Genomic DNA, 17,565 nt, shown 5'->3' with positions numbered 1-17,565 from the left:
GCTGGAACCGCTCGCACCGGGCGCAAGGCCGCTCACGCCACAAGACGATCCTGGGCGATCAGGCTTTCGAGCGCCTCCTCGTCCATGGGTTTGCCGACCAGGTAGCCCTGCAACTGATCGCAGCCCGCCGCACCGAGCGCTCGCGCCTGGCTTTCGGTCTCGATCCCTTCTGCGGTGACGGGAATATTGAGCGCGGCGGCAAGCGCGATCGTCGCCTTCAACACGCCGGGTCCTTTCGCCTCATCGTCAAGACCCCAGACCAGAGACCGGTCGAGTTTCATCCGGTCGAACCCGAATTGGCGCAAGGCGCCGATGCTGGCAAAACCGCAGCCGAAGTCATCCAGCGCGAACTGTATGCCGAGATCCTTCAGCGCATTGATGGCTCGCCGGGCCTGATCCGGATTGGAGATAAGGACGCCTTCGGTGATCTCCAGCGTCAGGCGGCGCGGATCGAATGCCTCCCTCTCCAGGAGGGCCGTGACCGAATCGACGAAGGTCGGGTTGCAAAGCTGGATCGGCGAGATGTTGACCGACAGGGTCAATCTATCCCAGCGGCCGGCCGAGCGGATCGCGGATGCCAGGATCTTCATGCCCAGTTCGTCGATCAGGCCCGATCGCTCCGCCAGGGGAATGAAGATGTCGGGGGCCACCGATCCTGTCGGGCTGCGCCAGCGGGCCAGGGCCTCGACACCGCATATCTTTTGCGTCGCGACGGAGATCAGCGGCTGGAAGACCGGCTTTATCAGGTCGCTGGCAATCGCCTGGCGCAGTTGTCCCTCCAGACTTGCAAGCTGCTCCCGTTCGGCATCCAGTTCCGGCCTGTAGGCATAGGCCCGGCCGCGGCCTGTCTGCTTGGCCTTGTAAAGGGCCATGTCGGCGCGCCTCACCAGTTCGAGAGGATCGAGCGTCGGGTCCTGCGAGCAATGGCCGACGCTTGATCCGATTTCGATCGTCCGTCCGCCAATGGCAAAGGGTTGCGCCAGGCAAGCGACGATCTCGGCACTCAAAGCGTCCGGCGGGGTTCGGCCGATCTGCAGCAAGGCGAACTCATCCCCGCCGAGACGCGCGGCATAAACTGCCTCCGGATGAACGGCCTGCAGGCGCTGCGCGACCATTTTTAGCAAGACATCGCCCACCGCATGGCCCCAGGCATCATTGACGGCCTTGAACCCGTCCAGATCCAGCAGGTGAAGGGTCAGCGTTTCGGTGGGTGCATATCCGACCCCGGCTGGCGCGGCGAGCCTTTCCAGCAAGCCGGTGCGGTTCAGGAGGCCCGTCAACCCGTCATGGCTGGCCTGGTGATGTGCCTTTTGCGCCATCGCGCGCAATATGGCTGCCTCTTTCCGGCTGGCCGTCAGGATCAGGATCATGAAGGCCAGCAGCAGGCCGGCGGCGGAGAGAATATAGGGTTTGATCCGCGCGAAGACGGCCGATCCGGGCTTTTGGCTCGGCCAGGCGAAGAAGGCGACCGGCTGCCCGTCAAACCCCGGCAAAGCGACGGTCAGCCCATCCTGCGGTGCAACGGGGTTGCGGCTTAGAGAAAGGCCCGTCAACTGATGCTCTGTCGCGATCTGCGCGACCACCTCGTCCGACAGGCGCTTGGAGAAACTAAGGACGGCAAGCGCGCTGTCCGTGGTCGTGCTCGAATAGGCCTGGATGGCCGAAGAGCCGATCAGGAGGATATCGGACCCGGCTCTGGCGAAGCTTAGAACCGGATCGCGTTTCGGTGCATTCGCCGCACGCATCATATCGGCAAAGCTTGCGCCGAAACGCTGGTAAGGGTCGAAGACCTGGCCCTTTTCGTAGGCGGAGATGACGACGCCGTTCCTGTCGAGGACGACGGCTGAATCGTAGAGTGGATAGGCTTCGGTCGTCTTTCCCCAGTTGTCATAGGTCCAGCTGCCGGCCTCTTCGGAGTTGACGGCCGTATAGGCGTCATCCCAGACGGCGTTGTCCCGGACGGTGGCCGCCAGCTTGGCCTTGAAGGATACGATGGCCGCGTTTGCCGCCCGCAGGGCCCTTTCGTCATCCATTCGATTGGCGGAATCGCGCATGACCAGAATGGCAAAGCCGAGGAGACCGGCAATGGAAAGCGCCAGCACAAGAGTGGTGAGGGCGGTTGCAAAGGCTATGCGTCGCGGCGCGGCTGTTTTGGAGGCGCCAGTCTTGTCGCTCATGAGAACATCCAGATGTCATTGAATGATGTCCAGGGGACGGCAGGGTGACGTCATGTCCGCATATGCGCTGCGACTAAAATAATAGGGCGTAACTCCTACAACCGCGCTAAGGCTTTAGATTAACAGATACTAAAATACAGGCCATGCGGCGAAGGTGTAGGTTGTGCTTCTGCTGTCGAAGCAACGTGGCGTCGAGGCTCAACCGCATTCCCTTCCGAAAGCTCCAAGTTTTACGATTCGCATCACACTTTCTTCATTACCCCTGACTAGCGTCCGCCGCTCCTGAGATTGATCAGAGGAGTACGGAATGATTCCGAAGCCAGGGTCCCTGTTGCAAGTGCTGCAAACCTCATTGTTTTTCCGCATTTTTGCCGTCAGCTTCATATCGATCCACGTGCCGCTGATTGCGCTGATCGTGTTCCTGCTCCTCGGCTTCGATCCGGATCGCACGGTGCTGTTCACCCTGCTATTGCTGGCCACGCTTGCAGGCACGGCGGCCTGCATGGCCGCACTCTGGCATCTCCTGCGGCCGCTCCGCTCCCTGTCCGGCGCGGTGGCAGGGTATCAGGCGGATGGCCTGCCGTTCCAGATGAATCTGCGCCGCAATGACGAGGTCGGCAGGCTGGCACAGGCTGTCACGGCGATGGTGGCACATGTCGACACCTTGATGAAGGAGCTGCGGCATCAGGCGACGACGGACAGTCTCACCGGGCTTGGCAATCGCAGATGGCTGGGAGAGCGGATCGGCGAGGAACAGTCCCGCGCGCTTCGCCAGAACGAAGACGTCTCCGTCATTCTCTTCGATCTCGATCATTTCAAGGACATCAACGACCGCTATGGCCATGTTGTGGGGGATCGGGTGCTGATGAGTGTCGGCGAAGTTGTCCGCGATTCGATCCGTCCTTACGATCTGGCTGCCCGTGTGGGAGGCGAGGAATTCTGCGTCATCCTTCCGCGCACCACTGTTGCCGAGGCGGCCGCCATTGCCGAGCGTATCCGTGCCAAACTGGAACTCAGCGTGATCACGCCGCTGGAAGCCGGACGAGTGACCGCGAGCTTCGGCGTCTGCGACAGCCGGCCGGGCGCGGGTCTTCATCAGATCCTTGCGGCAGCGGACGGTTTCCTGTACCGCTCCAAGCATGGCGGCCGCAACCGCGTGAGCACGTCGCAGTCGCTCGGGTCCTCGGCGCCGCTTCTGACCGATCCCTGACCTCGAACCGGTGGTCCGACCGGCCATCATGCTCGCTGCTTCGGGCCGTCTCTGTCTGTCCCCCAGCGGCTCGGACTGAGCTTGCATAGGCTCGGATCCGCCCGGGCCGTCAAGGCACGTGCAAGACGAAGGAATGTCATTGGCGGCGGGCATCGCGTTTTCGCCAATCTGGGCCTCCAGCCCCGTTCCGGTCGATCAATCACAAAAGGCAAGCAATGTCCTCCGATACCATCTCTCCCTCCACGCCCTCTGCCATCGGCACGGCCCAGGAGACGGCGAACTGGCCTGCCGTCGCCGCACTGGCTTTCGGACTGTTCAGTCTGGTCACAACCGAGCTTCTTCCGATCGGCGTGATCACGCCGATGGCCTTGGAGCTCGGCGTCAGCGAAGGCGCAGCCGGTCAGGCCATCACCGCCACGGCGCTCATCGCGGCGGCCGCGGGACCGCTTCTGGTGCTTGGCTCCGGTCGTCTGGACCGCCAAAGAGTGCTCAGAATGCTGGGGGTGCTGTTCGTCATCGCAACGCTTCTGGCGGCATTCGCCACCAGCCTGCCAATGCTGCTCGCCGCGCGCGCCATTCTGGGTGTGGCGCTTGGGGGAAGCTGGGCCATGGCCATGGCTCTGACCATGCGGCTCGTCCCGATCGCAAGACTGCCTCGGGCGCTCGCCGTAATCTTCACCGGGGTCTCGGTCGCCAATGTCATTGCGCCTCCTCTCGCGGCTTATCTCAGCCAGATTTTGAGCTGGCGCGCCGCCTTTGGCATGGCGGCCATTCTGGCGTTCGTCGCGCTGGCTGCGCAGGTCCTCACGATTCCCAGGCTTCCTACGGCCGTGCCGCCCAGCCTTGCCTCATTCAGAGCCACACTGGCTCGTCCTGCTGTCCTCACCGGACTTGCTACCGTTTTCTTCGTCATGTGCGGCAACACTGCCGGCCTGTCCTTCGTCCGGCCTTTTCTGGAAACCGGGCCGCAGCTCGATGTGCAATCGATCTCGCTCGCTCTTTTGACCTTCGGTGTGGCCGGCTTTGCCGGAAACCTGGTGGGCGGGGTTCTGGCCTCGAAAAGCCCGGCGCTGACGGCTGCCGGGGGTGCGCTGGTGGTCGCGGGGGGAACCTTGTTGCTCACCACCGCGGAAGGTCCGCTTCTTCCCGCTCTGGCCGCCATTGCGATCTGGGGCCTGGGCTTCGGGGCTTTTCCTGTGGCGATTTCCAGCTGGAACGCGCAGGCCGCGCCCGACCACGCGGAAAGTGCCGGTGCCATGCTGTCGACGGGCTTTCAGCTCGCCATTGCGAGCGGCGCGGTCATTGGCGGCCTGGCGCTGGAGGGTTTCGGCTTTGCCGCGCCAATCTACGTGGCCGCCCTTGCCGCCGCCAGCGGAGCCGCCGTCATGGTCATGATCGGCCGGCCGTCGGAACGCCGGCGCAAAGCGGAGTGAGGCGGGCCGGCGGGGAACGCCTCGGACCGATCCCCGCCATTCAGCCCGCAGCCCCGTAACCCGCAGCCCTGTAACCCGCATCCTTGTAACCCGCGTCAGCCAGGCCGGTTTCGAAGGGCGCGGCCCAGCGAAGCTCTCCCGCATAGCGCCAGACTGCCTGCCCGCGGGCGTCCAGGATAAGCAGATGCAACCAGCCATGATCGAACAGCGCGCGGACGGAAGGGTGCAGCTGAAGGATACCGGTGATGGCCTCCTTCGGCGCTTCGACGGCGACGGTCAGTCTCATCGGGTCATGCAGGAGATCCTCCCCGTCATGCACCGACTGCCAGGCAAGGCCTGCGCGCAGATTGCCGCCATTGCCTTCCACCACACCCATGCCGCCGACGACATTGTGCAAAAGCTTGTTGCCGGCACCGAACAGCGGAGGCGCAAGGCAGGAGCCAAAATACTGAAGGCTGATCCAGCTTGCGACAACCACCGGCGCAGTCAGAATGAGTTCGAGGATCTTGAAGCCCTCATCCTTTTGCCAGACATAATCATGCAGGAAGACCTGGCCACCCAGCACCCGGCCCCGGCTGCGGGAACGCGGCGCGGCGATGAAGGCGCGGCATCCGGCAAGGCCGAGCTCGGGCCGCACCTGCGACCAGTCGCGGCTGCGCGCGATCACCGTCTCTTCGCGGGCCTGCGGCAGCCGCAGCGAGCGCTCCGCACGGGCCAATCGGCTCGCCTCGTCCAGCCAGTGCCGGATCAGGGCAAGATCCTCAGCTGACGCCGCGTTCTGCAGGTCGGCTTCGAAAAGCGACACCCTGTCGGTTGTCGTATCGTGCAAGGCCGCGATGAAGATCGTATCTTCGGGGATATCGATGCCTTTCACAGCAAGCCGGCCCCTCACGGCGGGTTCGTTGAGCAGGCCGGCGAGGAGGCGCGCATTGATATCGCCGGAATAGCCCCCGCACGCCCCGCAATGCAGGCTGCTTTCATGCGGATTGTTGACCACATTCGCGCCGTGGCCACAGATCAGGACGATGCGGCCAAAGCCGTCGGTCAGCGACATGGCCTTCAGCACCGTTTCGGCAATCAGGCCGCGCTGATCGAGGTCGAGATCAGAAGAGAAATGTGGCTGATGGACGGCCGGGCCTTTCGCCTTGGCAAGGCCGAGCCCGTCGCGCAGCAATTTGCCAGCATAGACCGGTCCCATGGCTTCCACAAAGGCGAAGGAAGACACCGCCGCCAGCTTGAAGCGACCCCAGGCACGGATGGCGCGGGCGCGGAACCTTGCACGCCGGTCGGCCTCCTCGCTGCGCGCCGCTTCGTCACCTTCAAACACGGCGCTGCAGGTGAAGAGGCTGGGCCGCAGGAGCACCGGCAGGCGCGCCTCGCAGACATCCGAGGCAAAAGCCCTATGCTGCACGGCAAGACCGAAAAAGCCGGCAAAGCCCAGCGTGCGGATGGCCGGATCAAGGCTTTCCAAAGCGCGGCGAAACACTTCGGACCGCACGTCGATGCAGAAGGCCGCCTGCAGCATCGGCCGCAGGTCCGCGGCTTCGGCACTCTTTTCTATCTCAGCCGGCGTCTCGGAAGGGATGTCGGCGGTTATTCTAGCGGGCATTGCGGGTGCTTTCCCGCCTTCTCTTGGAACGGATGTCGTCGCGGGAGACGCCAAAACGGCGGCAAGCCGGCGCTGCATGGCGCGCTCCACGGCGAGCTGCAGCAGACCATCGATCCTGGTCTCCTCATCGACAGTGACGGGTTCGGCATGGGCACGACGAATGGCCTGCCAGGCAGTTTCGATCTTTGCCTTGTGGCAGTGATAGAGCGCCTCTTCGAAGACAAGCCGGAGAGCCAGCAATTCGACCACCGTCGTATCGGTGCCTGTCTCCATCTCGGCCTTGAACTGGAGGTGGCGGGCAAGCTGCGCCCAGCCACCGAGTGTCAGCAGCAATTGATGGAAATAGGTGCCCGGTTCCGCCCCGAGGCCGAGGGCAACGGCTGCCCGCTCGATGGCTGCCCGCGGACTCTCCGGCATATCGATGACATGGAAGCCGAAACCTTTCAGGCCGAAGATTTCCGGCGTCAGGTCGTGGCTGGCATAGGCGCGCCAGGCGGCATAGAGGCCGTTCCGCCGGGAGGCCGCCCAGAGCGCCTGGCCTTCGTCAAAATAGCCGGCGGCGAAGGCGCCGATCCGCTCGGAAACAAAACCCGGCCAATCCTGGCCTGTGGCCTTCGCCGCGAGATCGGCAATGGTCGGCAGGGCCGCGACCGGCGGCGGCTGCGTCAGGAGAGCGGCCTTCAGCGCCGTAAGCTCGATCCCGGCCGCGTACGGGCTCGACTGGATGGCGCCGAGGAGATCGTCATCGGTAATTTCGCCGCCCGCCATCTTGTGGGCAATGCGCTGATGGGACGCGGCAAGCCTTATGCCGCCGATCCTCGCAAGCAAAGCGGATGTCTGCTCCAGCGTGTCGCCGGCCTGGCCGAGGAAGGGATTGACGGCGACCGTCGCCGTCAGCGGCCAGGCCGGCGGTATCGCCCGAACCGCCTTGTCTGCGGCCTGCCACAGGGCCTCGCCATGCAGGCTGTCAATGGTATGGGTCGTGGTCATCGGGTCAGTCCTTCGCAGGGGCCGGGATGGAGGAGGTGGGGCGCGACACGCTCCAGCCGCCAAGCAGCCGATCGAAGAGCGCATTGACATAAAGGCCGTTGGCCAGATGGACCCGGAGGCCGGCCGCGGCCGGGTGGTAGGCCCAGAGAGGGAAAAGCGATTGGGCGACCGCAACCAGGCCGAAGGTGATGACCGCAAGCAGCATCAGCGTCCATTCCAGCGGGCCAGGCACCGGCGGCGCCGGCAGCGTGCCGAGCATCAGCTGGTCGAACAGTCGGTGCAGAGCGAAATAGGCTGTCGCCGCACCGATGGCAGAGAGAGCGGTGCGCCAGGTCAGCGCCCATGGCGCGGCATCGGCCAGTCCCTGAGCGATCAGATAGGCCACACCGAAGATCAGGATTGCGCCAAGCGCCAGCGCCTGCGGCGCCTTTTCGGCAAAGCCGAACAGTGCTCCGATGACGGCATAGATGGCGAGCGCCAGAAGGAAGGCGCGACCGACAGCCCTGGCATCGGGTATGGCAACCGGTCCCGGCCGCTTGGTGACGGCAACTGTCCCGATCGCCGAGCCGGAGGCCAGAAAGGCATGCGCCTTGTAGAACGAATGGGCGACGATATGCAGCATGGCAATCGGAAAGAGCGCCAGGCCGCATTGCAGGATCATGAAGCCCATTTGCGCAACCGTCGACCAGGCAAGCGAGGTCTTCACGGCGGACTGGGTCAGCATGACGATGCTGCCGAAGAGGGCGGTAAAGCCGCCGATCATCACCAGCACTGCCAGAACCAGGGGCGTTTGCACCATGAGATCGGCAAAACGGATGAGCAGAAAGCCGCCGGCATTGACCACCCCGGCATGCAGCAGCGCGGACACCGGAGTGGGCGTTTCCATGACTTCCGTCAGCCAGCCATGGGTGGGAAATTGCGCGGACTTCAAGAGCGCACAGAGCGCCAGCAGGGCAGCGGCGGCCGTTGCCTGCGTGGTGGCCTCGCCATCGCGCGCGGCGTTGAGAATGGTTGCTATGTCGCCGCTCTCATAAGCGCTGAAAAGCAGAAGCACTGCGCCGATAAGTGCCATATCCCCGATGCGCGAGACGATGAACTTCTTGCGTGCCGCAGCCCGCGCCGCGCGCCGCTCGGGATAGAAGAGAAGCAGCTGGTGCAGCAGGAGACTGGTGGCGATCCAGCCGATGACCAGCTGCAGCAGCGTACCGGACTGGACCAGGAGAAGCACGGCCGCAAGTGTCGCCGTCATCCAGCCGGTAAAGCCTCCCTGCCTCGGCTCGCCGTCTAGGAAGGTCCCTGCAAAACGCAGGACAATCCAGCCGACGAAGGAAACGAGGAGCAGCATTGCCAGGCTGACCGCGTCCAGCCGGGTGGATAGCGCGAGGAGGCCGGAGCCGAGAGAGGGGCTCGTGCCCGGCCCTTGCACGAAAAGCACGACGCCCGACGCGAGCGCTACGAGAACGGCGGCGAGACTTGCAAATTCGGCAAGGCGTATCGCGCGTCTCGGACGCAATTGCGGAGACCGGAAAGCGTAGAGGGCGGCACCGGCAAGAAGGAGCGGCGCGAGCATGGGCAAGGCGTACAACATGGAGCATCTCCGAACTTTACCGCTTTCATCGTCATTGGAAGCGACTTCTGTCGGGGGAAGTAGCAGGCGGCGCTACGCGAAAAAATTTCATTGTTTCGGAGAATTCATTCTATAAAATAGAACGATGTCGGACCTCAACTATCATCACCTGCGATATTTTCGTGCTGTTGCGCATGATGGCAATCTGACGCGCACCGCCACGCGGCTCAACCTGTCGCAATCAGCCTTATCCATTCAGATCAAGCAGTTGGAGGAGAGGCTAGGCCATGCGCTTTTCGAGCGCCGCGGCCGTCAGCTCTACCTGACGGAGGTCGGCCGCATCGCCCTCGATCATGCCGATGCAATCTTCTCCGCGGGCGACGAACTGGTGAAGACCCTGAAGGAGAGCGGCCGGACCCGGCGGGCAATCCGCATCGGCGCGCTGGCAACCCTGTCGCGCAACTTCCAGATGGAGTTCCTGCGGCCCATCCTTGGTCGGGCGGATGTCGACATGATCCTTCGGTCCGGCAGCACCAGCGAGTTGCTCGGCGCGCTCGAAGCCCTCAATCTCGATATCGTCCTGCTGAACCAGGCGCCCAGAGCCGATGCCGTCACGCCCTTCATCGCCCAGCATGTCTACCAGCAGCGGGTGAGCCTGATCGGCAAGGCCCTGTATGGCGAGACCCTGCACGGAAAGCCGGGGGCCGGGCTTTCGGAGCTTCTCGGCGCGCATCCGGTCATTCTTCCGACGCTGGAAAGCGGTGTGCGCGCCCAGTTCGAGGCGCTGGTCGCAAGGCTCGGAATCACGCCGCAGATCGCGGCCGAAGTGGACGACATGGCGATGATGCGTCTATTGGCGCGCGAGGGCGCCGGCCTTGCCGTCCTGCCACCCATCGTCGTCAAGGGCGAATTGGAGGCCGGCTCCCTCGTCGAATTCGACGTTTTGCCGGGCGTGGTCGAGTCCTTCTATGCCGTGACCGTCAAACGCCGCTTCCCCAATCCGCTCATCCGGCCTCTGCTCGAAAACAGTCTTGCACGAGAGTCCTCCGAGAAAGAGCAAATGTCGGAATGACGGGAGCCACCAGCAACCCGATGATCCGAGTGAAGTTCCGGATTTGACATTTGCGCTGGAGCGTGGCGCAGGCGGGACGCAAATGTCAAATTCCTTCCACTAGGACATGATCAACCCGCCATCGACATTGATCGTCTGGCCGGTGATATAGGCCGCATCGGCCGAGGCGAGGAAGGCAACCAGTGCGGCGACCTCGGCCGGCGTGCCGGCCCGGCCCATCGGTATTCCCTCGACCCACTCGGCCATCAATTCCCCCGGTCCGTAGCTGCCGAGCATCTTGCCCCAGACGCGATCATTGTAATCCCACATATCCGTATGAATGATGCCGGGGCAAATGGCGTTCACGGTGATCGCCTCCTTCGCCAATTCCTTGGCCAGGCTCTGCGTCAATCCCACCACACCGAATTTCGAGGCGGCATAATGGGGTGTGAAGACAAATCCCTGGCGCGCCTGGCCGGAGGCCGTGTTGATGAGCCGACCCTTCGTGCCGCTGGCGCGAAATCGCGCAATGGCTTCCTGGCAGCACAGGAAGACGCCCTTGGTGTTCACGTCAAGGTTCAGATCCCATTCGGCCTCGCTCAGGTTCTCGACCTTCGCAATGGTGATCACGCCGGCATTCTGCACCGAAACGCTGATCGGACCGAGCTTTGCCTCGGCTTCGGCATAGGCCGCCTTCACGGACGAGGCCTGCGTGACATCCAGTTCAATGCCCAGAACCTCGGCGCCGGTCTCCGCGGCAAGCCGCCGGGCGACCTCGGGCGTATCGGCCTCGATGGCGGCAATGGCGACATTTGCCCCTTCTTCGGCGAAGCGTTTGGCAATGCCCAATCCGATCCCCTTGTTGCCACCCGTGACGAAGACGGTCTGTCCGTTGAAGCGCTGCATGATCTCACTCTCCCATGATGTGCAGCCAAACCGACATGCCCGCCCCGTGGCCGGGCTTCAGGATGTCAGCCGGGCTGCGGTAAATTTGTCTGTGACAAGAATATCGATAAGGCCCATCCTCAGGGCGCCGGCGATCGCCTCGGTCTTGGATTCGCCACCGGCCAAGGCCATGACCCGCTCGGCTCTCTTCAAATCCTCAAGCGAGATCCCGATGACGCGCTCGTTCAACGGGGTCTCGACCGGCTTGCCGTCGCGGTCGTAAAAGCGGAAGGAAATTTCGCCGACGGCGCCGGCATCGTGCAGCATGGCCATTTCCTGGCGGGAAAAGACATTGCCGGAGCGGGCCAGAAGTTCCGAAGGCTCGACGGCGCCGATGCCGATAATGGCGAGCGTCAGCCGGCCGAACAGGTCCATCGTGCCGCGCACGACCGGATCGGCCAGCATCACGAGCTTTGCCTCCCTGGATGAGGTGATGCCCTGGACCAGCAGGAGGCGAGGCTCGCCGCCGGTCAGCTTCGCAAGCCGTGCGGTCAGCTGCGTCGCATGGGTCTGCACAGAGGCCTCGCCCATGCCGCCGAGGATCTGGACGATGTATTTCGCGCGGCCGGTTTTCAGGGGATGGATATTGTCCACCATGCGCAGGATCGTCTGGCTCCAGCTGGAAACGCCGATGACCTCGTCCTGCTGCAGGGTCACTTCCAGGAAATGCGCCGCGGCCTCGCCGATCCGGGCCATGATCGCCCCGTCTCGATCCTCCGAGCAGTCGATCACGATCGCCTCCGTCAGCCCATAGCGGTCGCGAAGCGCCGTCTCCAGATCCGCAAAGGTGCCGGGCGGCGGAATGATCGTGGTGCGCACGATCCCTTCCATCTCGGCCCGTTTCAGCATGCGCGATACGGTGGCTTGCGACATGTGCATGATGTCGGCAATTTCCGCCTGCCGCTTGCCCTCCGCGTGATACATCTGCGCGACGCGGGCGATCAGTCGAAGCTCGTTGAGACGTCCCATGAACCCTCCGGATGGGTGAATTTTTATTCACCCATAGATGAAGTCACGGGAAGGGTCGAGCGGAAGATGGCGTCGCGCCAGGTGGCGAGCGGTGTGCTGGTGTCCATTGTCTCCGGTGGGAGCACATCGGTCTTGCGCGGCAGGGCCGCAACCGCGCCGAGATCGGGCCATAGACCAAGCGTCAGGCCGCCCAGATAGGCCGCGCCGCGCGCCGATGCCTCAGCCGCATCGCATTGAATGATCGGGTGGGACAGCATATTGGCGACGCATTGCATCAGAAACCTGTTGGTGCTCGGACCGCCGTCGACAAAGAGCCGACCCAGCGGAGACGGCGACTGAGCTGCCATGACCTTGAAGACATCGTGAACCTGGAAGGCGATCGAATCCGTCACGGCGCGTGCCATCTGCGCGCGGCTGGTGTTGAAGGTGATGCCGGAGAACAGGGCTCTCGCATCGGCATGCCAATGCGGTGCGCCGAGACCGACAAAGGCCGGCACGAAGCCTGGCCCATCGGGCGCGGCGGTCTGCGCCAGATCGATGAGCGCCTGCACATCCGGCAGTCCCAATATCTCCGCCATCCAGGGCAGCGAGGCCGCCGAGACGAGGATATTGCCCTCGAAGGCATAGGTGGGCGTGCCGCCGACCGACCATGCAATGGTCGTGGTGAGACCGTTCTGGGGCGGGATGAAATGCGGCAGGGTGGTCATGATGGAGGAGCCGGTGCCGAAGGTTACCTTTCCGTCGCCGGGCTTGAAGGCGCCATGGCCAAAGAGCGCGGCATGGCTGTCGCCGATGGCAGCCGCGATCGGAATGCCGTCCGCCAGGCTGGGGACATTCAGGGTCTGGCCGAAGTGCGAGGCGCTGTCGCGAACCTCCGGCAAAAATGCCTTGGGCACGCCGAAGAGATCGCAGAGTTCATCGCTCCATGTCCTTTGCGTCAAGTCGAACAGCTGGCTTCGCGCCGCATTCGAGGCGTCGCAGGCGTGGACGCGGCCTCCGGTAAAGCAATGGATCAGCCAGGAATCGATCGTACCCAAACATACGCGACGTCCGGCAGGCGCGCGGTCGATCAGCCACCGCATCTTCGGTCCGGGAAACATGGGGTCGATCGGCAGGCCCGTCAGCGCCATGACCCGGCCGGAATGTCCAGCGGCATTGAGCGAGGCGCACACGGGCGCGCTGCGGCGGCACTGCCAGCTGATGACCGGTCCCAAGGCTTCGCCGGTCTCGGCGTCCCACATGGTCACCGATTCGCGCTGGTTGGAGATGGCGATGCCGGCAAGATCGGCCGACGGCGCTGCCGCCAGGCATTGCGCAATCGCCTCCAGCACCGATGCCCAAACGCGCTGTGGACTTTGCTCCACCCAGCCGGGCTCGGGATGCGAAATCCCGACCGGCGCCGACCCGCGCGCCAGGATCTCTCCATCGGCCGAGACAAGCACGGCCTTGGAATTTGTCGTCCCTTGATCGATGGCGAGAATGGCGGTGGTCATGGAAGCTCCGAATGCTTGCGGATGCCGTCGCTCAAGCGCCGGCATCCAATTGTCTCACGCTTGGCTGTTACAGCCGTCCGCTCTTTCGCGCCATGAGCTCTTCGGCTGCCTTGGCCATGGCCTCCGGCGACATGCCGAATTCGTCGAGCAGGAACTCGGCCGAGCCGGTCGGCGCGAAGATGCCGGGCACGCCCAGGATCTTCATCGGGACCGGTGCCTCCGCCACGACCACCTCAGCCACTGCGGAGCCGAGGCCACCATAGACCGAGTGTTCCTCGGCCGTCAGGATCGCACCGGTCTCGCGTGCCGCCGAGACGATGCTCTCGACGTCGATCGGTCGCACGGTTGCCATGTTCAGCACGCGGGCCTCGATGCCGCGGGCGGCAAGGATGGCCGCCGCCTTCATCGCCCGGTGCGTGAGCGTGCCGTTGGCGATCAAGGTAACGGCGTCGCCGTCGCGAAGCCTGTTGGCTTTGCCCAATGTAAACGTATGGCCTGGCTCCAGCAGATCCGGCACTCCGACGCGCGACAGCCGCAAAAAGACCGGTCCCTCATAGCGTGCCGCCCATTCCACGGCTGCTGCCGTCTCGATCGAATCGCAAGGGGCGATCACCGGCAGATTGGGCAGGACGCGCATCCAGGCGAAATCTTCGATGGAGTGGTGGGTCGGCCCCAATTCGCCATAGGCCATTCCGGAGGAAATACCGACCAGCTTCACATTGGCATTGGAATAGGCGATATCCGCCTTCACCTGCTCGAGCGAGCGGCCGGTGAGGAAACAGGCCGCACCGCAGACGAAGGGCAGAAGACCGCCATTGGCAAGGCCCGCGCCGACGCCCACCATGTTCTGCTCGGCAATGCCGACATTGATCAGCCGTTCCGGCCATTTCGACTTGAAGCCGCCAAGCTTGGAGGAGCCGACGGAATCATTGCAGACAGCAACCAGTCTGGAATTTTCGGCACCCAATCGCTCCAGGACGGAAACGAAGGCGTCGCGGCAATCGTGAAGCTTTTCAGGAGAGGTCAGGGCGTTCATCAAAGCACCTCCGAAAGTTCGGCCACGGCCATCTGATATTGTTCGGCGCTCGGCACTTTGTGGTGCCAGTCCACCTTGTCCTGCATGAAGGAAATCCCATGGCCTTTATTGGTGTGGGCGATGATGCAATGCGGGCGCGAGGCGCGATGCTGCAGGGCGGGAACGATTTCCGCCATGGCATTGCCGTTGATCTCGGAGACCTCCCAGCCAAAGGCGGCAAGCTTGTCGCCAAAGGGCGCCAGGTCGTTCGTATCGCGCAGGGCAGCGCCCTGCTGAAAGCGGTTGTGGTCGATGATGAGAGTGAGATTGTCGAGGCCGAACTGGGCAGCAGACGAAATTGCCTCCCAGTTCGATCCCTCCTGCATCTCGCCGTCGCCCGTCAGGACATAGGTGTGGTAGCCGGCGCTGGTGAGCTTGGCGGCCTTTGCCATGCCGACAGCGACCGGCAGACCGTGGCCGAGAGGGCCGGTATTGGTCTCCACGCCGGGGACCTTGTTGCAGTTCGGGTGACCGTTCAGCCGCGAATGCGGCTTGAGGAAAGTCGAAATCTCGTCTTCCGGGAAGAAGCCGCGCTTGGCAAGCGTCACATACAGAGCCAGCGCGACGTGACCCTTGGACAGAACGAACCTGTCCCGGTCCGGATGCCTGGGCTGATCGGGAAAGATCCGCAGAACCTGGAAATAGAGCGCCGTCAGGAGGTCGATGGCGGACATCTCGCCGCCGATATGACCGGCACCTGCTTCGTATACCGCCTGGAGATCGCGGAGGCGTATCTGCCTCGCAATGCGGTCGAGATCATTCGGCTGCATGAAACCCTCGTCATGAATAAATATGCTTGCGGTTATATAATTGCATGTGACGCCCTGCTGTCAAGCGCCGATAGCCGATTTGAATCGTGCAGAGAATGTCAAAGGAGATGTTGACAGCCCAAGTATGGCTGCGATACGAATTTACACACGGTGGTGAATATTTATGCCTGATGCTCATCAGGTTGTAGCATGGGAGATGGAAATGTCGGTTTCAGCGACAGAGGGGGATCGCAGTGCTGCGGCGAGCGTCCTGTCGGCATTGAGGGGCGCGACGGGTCCGCTGATCGGCCTCATCCTTCTGTGCCTTTTCCTTTCCTTTGCCACCGACAAGTTCATGTCGGTCAGGAACCTGCTCAACGTGCTCGACCAGATCACCGTTCTTGGCATCATGGCCGTCGGGATGACCATGGTGATCCTGATCGGCGGCATCGATCTTGCTGTCGGCTCGGTCCTGGCGCTCGCCATGATGGTCATGGGCTATCTGGCCAATCAGGTGGGCCTGCCACTGCCGCTCGGCATTCTGATCGCGCTTGCGGTCGCGGCGGCAACCGGCGCCATCTCGGGGATCCTCATCACCGCGCTCAGCGTGCCCGCCTTCATCGCGACGCTGGCAATGATGTCGGTGGCGCGCGGGCTTGCGAATATGATCACCGACGGGCAGCAGATCGTCGGCTTTCCGTCCTGGTTCAGCCTTCTCGCCTATACACGCTATGGCGGGCTTCTGACGCTGACGGTGGCCGCCATGCTTGTCGTCTTCCTTCTGGGCTGGATCTATCTGCGCTATACGGCCGGCGGGCGCTCGCTCTATGCGATCGGCGGCAATCCGGAAGTGGCGCGCCTCGCCGGCATCAACGTCAACCTCTACACGATCGGCGTCTATGTCGTTTCGGGTCTGCTCGCCGGTCTGGCAGGCGTGGTTCTCGCCATGCGCCTCGATTCGGTTCAGCCGACGGCCGGCGTTTCCTACGAACTCGACACGATCGCAGCCGTCGTCATCGGCGGCACAAGCCTGAGCGGCGGCAAAGGCGGCATTCTGGGAACCATCATCGGCGTCCTGATCATCGGCGTCCTGCGCAACGGGTTGAACCTCCTCGGGGTCTCGCCCTTCACGCAGGCCGTCGTGATCGGCGTCGTCATTGCGCTCGCAGTCGCGGCCGAGGCCGTGAAGCGGAGGTGAGGCTTTCGCGACGGCGCGAAGTCGCGTCGGAGGATCGGAGGATCTGCCCAAGAGCAGATTTGCCAAGACATGGCCCGACACGGTGTCGGGCACAGCATTCGGTCCCGCGATGGTAGCGGGGTCCCGAAACAACGGAGGAGAACGACCATGAAACTCAAGCTTATGCTTCTGGCCGCCGCAGCGCTCGCGACGACCGCCCTGAACCCCCTTGGCGCATCAGCCGCAGAGGTCAAGAAGATCGGCCTTGCCGTCTCCAATCTGCAGGCCGACTATTTCAATCAGATCAAGATCGGCGTCGAAGCCTATGCCAAGGAAAAGGGCATTCAGGTCGTCACCGTCGATGCCAAGAATGACAGCGCCACGCAGGTCAGCCAGGTGCAGGACCTGCTGACCCAGGATATCGACGCCTTCATCTACATTCCGGCCGGCGCTGCTGCCGCTGCCGTGCCCACACGTTTGGCGAAGGATGCGGGCATCCCGGTCGTCAACGTCGACCGCAATGCCGACGAGGCTCCGGGTGATACCTTTATCGCAACGGACAATGCGACATCGGCCTACGAAGTGTGCAAGCACATCATCGGACTGGCCGGCGGCAAGGGCAAGATGCTGATGATCCACGGTCAGAAGGGTACGACGCCGGAAGTTGAGCGGACGAAGGGCTGCCAGAAGGCCCTCGACGAGAACAAGGGTGTCGAACTGGTTGCCCAGCAGTGGAGCGAACAGTGGTCGCAGGCCGAGGGCCTCAATATCGGCCAGAACCTTCTGCAGGCCCATCCCGATGTGACGCTGATCTTCGCCCAGGCGGATGGTCTGGCGCTTGGAGCGGCCCAGGCCGTGAAGGTGTCGGGCGTCTCGCAGCGCGTCTATGTCGGCGGTTTCGACGGGGATACGACCGCGTTGCCGATCCTGGCGCAAGGCGGCTTCGACGCAACGGCGACCCAGCAGGTTCGCGGGATCGGCCGGCTGGCCGTGGATAGCGCGATCAAGCTCGCCGCCGGCGAAAAGCTGCCGGCCGAGCAATTGCTACCCGGCTTCCTGACGACGCCGGAAAACGCTCAGAAATACGTTGCCGAACATCCCTGAGCATCACCGGAAGACA

The 17,565-nt window shown here is 63.3% G+C and carries 13 protein-coding genes; 5 read left to right on the top strand and 8 right to left on the bottom strand.

Going from position 1 to position 17,565, the window contains the following annotated elements:
• Nucleotides 1–32 precede the first annotated feature (32 nt).
• Entirely contained in the window at nucleotides 33–2,177 is a 2,145-nt protein-coding gene (locus tag QTJ18_RS06030; protein WP_252752923.1) for a putative bifunctional diguanylate cyclase/phosphodiesterase, read from the bottom strand.
• 307 nt (nucleotides 2,178–2,484) lie between these two features.
• Between QTJ18_RS06030 and QTJ18_RS06025 the strand changes: the two genes are divergently transcribed.
• Both QTJ18_RS06025 and QTJ18_RS06020 read left to right on the top strand, forming a co-directional pair.
• Entirely contained in the window at nucleotides 2,485–3,387 is a 903-nt protein-coding gene (locus QTJ18_RS06025; RefSeq protein WP_252752924.1) for a GGDEF domain-containing protein, read from the top strand.
• A 215-nt stretch (nucleotides 3,388–3,602) separates the two neighbouring features.
• Nucleotides 3,603–4,820, top strand: a complete 1,218-nt coding sequence (locus QTJ18_RS06020; RefSeq protein ID WP_252752925.1) for an MFS transporter — start codon at nucleotides 3,603–3,605, stop codon at nucleotides 4,818–4,820.
• 40 nt (nucleotides 4,821–4,860) lie between these two features.
• Here the strand turns inward: QTJ18_RS06020 and QTJ18_RS06015 are convergent, their stop codons facing one another.
• On the bottom strand, nucleotides 4,861–7,419 hold the full coding sequence (locus QTJ18_RS06015) for a YbcC family protein (RefSeq protein ID WP_252752926.1): 2,559 nt from the start codon (nucleotides 7,417–7,419) through the stop codon (nucleotides 4,861–4,863).
• Between the two features lie 4 nt (nucleotides 7,420–7,423).
• A complete protein-coding gene (locus QTJ18_RS06010; RefSeq protein WP_252752927.1) occupies nucleotides 7,424–9,007 on the bottom strand; it encodes a proton-conducting transporter transmembrane domain-containing protein in 1,584 nt (527 codons plus the stop codon).
• A gap of 124 nt (nucleotides 9,008–9,131) precedes the next feature.
• Between QTJ18_RS06010 and QTJ18_RS06005 the strand changes: the two genes are divergently transcribed.
• Complete coding sequence (locus QTJ18_RS06005) at nucleotides 9,132–10,058, top strand: LysR family transcriptional regulator (protein ID WP_252752928.1); 927 nt, start codon at nucleotides 9,132–9,134, stop codon at nucleotides 10,056–10,058.
• A gap of 99 nt (nucleotides 10,059–10,157) precedes the next feature.
• Here the strand turns inward: QTJ18_RS06005 and QTJ18_RS06000 are convergent, their stop codons facing one another.
• The 5 genes from QTJ18_RS06000 to QTJ18_RS05980 all read right to left on the bottom strand — a co-directional run bounded on the left by QTJ18_RS06000 (nucleotide 10,158) and on the right by QTJ18_RS05980 (nucleotide 15,289).
• Nucleotides 10,158–10,943: an SDR family oxidoreductase gene (locus QTJ18_RS06000; RefSeq protein WP_252752929.1), complete on the bottom strand. Its 786-nt coding sequence runs from the start codon at nucleotides 10,941–10,943 to the stop codon at nucleotides 10,158–10,160.
• 57 nt (nucleotides 10,944–11,000) lie between these two features.
• Nucleotides 11,001–11,951, bottom strand: a complete 951-nt coding sequence (locus QTJ18_RS05995) for a sugar-binding transcriptional regulator (RefSeq protein WP_252752930.1) — start codon at nucleotides 11,949–11,951, stop codon at nucleotides 11,001–11,003.
• 23 nt (nucleotides 11,952–11,974) lie between these two features.
• Nucleotides 11,975–13,444, bottom strand: coding sequence for an FGGY family carbohydrate kinase (locus QTJ18_RS05990; RefSeq protein ID WP_252752931.1), 1,470 nt, complete (start codon nucleotides 13,442–13,444; stop codon nucleotides 11,975–11,977).
• A gap of 67 nt (nucleotides 13,445–13,511) precedes the next feature.
• Nucleotides 13,512–14,480 carry a transketolase family protein gene (locus QTJ18_RS05985; protein WP_252752932.1) on the bottom strand — a complete coding sequence of 323 codons (969 nt, stop codon included), beginning with the start codon at nucleotides 14,478–14,480 and terminating at the stop codon, nucleotides 13,512–13,514.
• Nucleotides 14,480–15,289 (bottom strand): transketolase, encoded by an 810-nt coding sequence (locus QTJ18_RS05980; RefSeq protein WP_252752933.1) that lies wholly within the window; start codon nucleotides 15,287–15,289, stop codon nucleotides 14,480–14,482. The genes QTJ18_RS05985 and QTJ18_RS05980 overlap by 1 nt, the downstream gene beginning before the upstream one ends.
• A gap of 202 nt (nucleotides 15,290–15,491) precedes the next feature.
• Between QTJ18_RS05980 and QTJ18_RS05975 the strand changes: the two genes are divergently transcribed.
• Together QTJ18_RS05975 and QTJ18_RS05970 are read left to right on the top strand one after the other, a co-directional pair.
• On the top strand, nucleotides 15,492–16,466 hold the full coding sequence (locus tag QTJ18_RS05975; RefSeq protein ID WP_252752934.1) for an ABC transporter permease: 975 nt from the start codon (nucleotides 15,492–15,494) through the stop codon (nucleotides 16,464–16,466).
• A 147-nt stretch (nucleotides 16,467–16,613) separates the two neighbouring features.
• Nucleotides 16,614–17,549, top strand: coding sequence for a substrate-binding domain-containing protein (locus QTJ18_RS05970; protein ID WP_252752935.1), 936 nt, complete (start codon nucleotides 16,614–16,616; stop codon nucleotides 17,547–17,549).
• The last annotated feature ends 16 nt before the right edge of the window (nucleotides 17,550–17,565 follow it).

Origin of the sequence: Rhizobium sp. SSA_523, from assembly GCF_030435705.1 — a bacterium.
Lineage (GTDB): Bacteria > Pseudomonadota > Alphaproteobacteria > Rhizobiales > Rhizobiaceae > Neorhizobium.
The sequence above is the reverse complement of the archived record's forward strand: the minus strand, read 5'-3'. Positions and strand labels throughout refer to the sequence as shown.